Origin of the sequence: Paenirhizobium naphthalenivorans (genome assembly GCF_007992095.1) — a bacterium.
Classification (GTDB): domain Bacteria; phylum Pseudomonadota; class Alphaproteobacteria; order Rhizobiales; family Rhizobiaceae; genus Allorhizobium; species Allorhizobium naphthalenivorans.
This window is the reverse complement of sequence record NZ_BJZP01000115.1, coordinates 1-964: the sequence shown is the minus strand read 5'-3', so window position 1 is coordinate 964 and position 964 is coordinate 1. Positions and strand designations below refer to the sequence as shown.

The 964-nt window shown below is 64.5% G+C and carries 1 pseudogene; it reads left to right on the top strand.

Annotated elements, in window-relative coordinates:
• A pseudogene (locus RNA01_RS23420) lies at window positions 1–964 on the top strand (N-6 DNA methylase); the annotation flags it as partial.

Sequence of the window (964 nt, the reverse complement as noted above, 5' to 3'; positions counted from 1 at the left end):
GAGGGCTGGGACGATATTGGTTCCTCGCTCGAGACCGCGGTTTGCGAGAGCGACTACGCGTCGCTTGCCCGCTGCACCCAATATGCGCATTTCACGCCGGAGTTCATCATCCGGGCAATCTGGACTGGGGTGCGGAAACTGGGCTGGCGCGGCGGGCGGGTGGTGGAACCTGGCATTGGCACCGGGCTTCCCTGCCCTGATGCCGGAGCCATATCGCGACGCCGCCTATGTAACCGGGATCGAGCTCGATCCGGTCACCGCCCGCATCGCCCGCCTGCTGCAGCCGAAGGCGCGGATCATCAATGGCGACTTTACCCGCACGGATCTGGCTCCGATCTACGATCTCGCCATCGGCAACCCACCCTTTTCCGATCGCATCGTCCGCTCTGACCGCGCTTACCGGTCGCTTGGCCTTCGTTTGCACGACTATTTCATCGCCCGGTCGATTGACCTGCTGAAGCCCGGTGCGCTCGCCGCCTTCGTCACATCGCATGGCACCATGGACAAGGCCGATACAACGGCACGGGAGCATATCGCCAGATCCGCCGACCTAATCGCGGCAATCCGGCTGCCCGAAGGCAGCTTTCGCCGTGACGCCGGCACGGATGTCGTCGTCGACATCCTGTTCTTCCGCAAGCGGAAGCCCGGAGAGCCGGAGGGAAATCAGCTGTGGCTCGATGTCGATGAGATCAGGCCGGCCACCGACGAAGAAGGCGCCATCAGGGTCAATCGCTGGTTTGGTCGGCATCCGGACTTCGTGCTCGGCACACACGCCCTGCCCCCCGGCCCGTTCGGCGAGACCTACACATGCCGGCCCCGCGTTGACGAGGATCTCGACGCCGCCCTCGCCGCTGCAATCGATCTATTGCCCGCCGATCTCTACGACGGCGAGCCGACGCCCATCGATATCGATCTGGAAGACGAGCTCGGCGAGATCGTCGCCTTGCAGCCGAGAGGCGGCTCC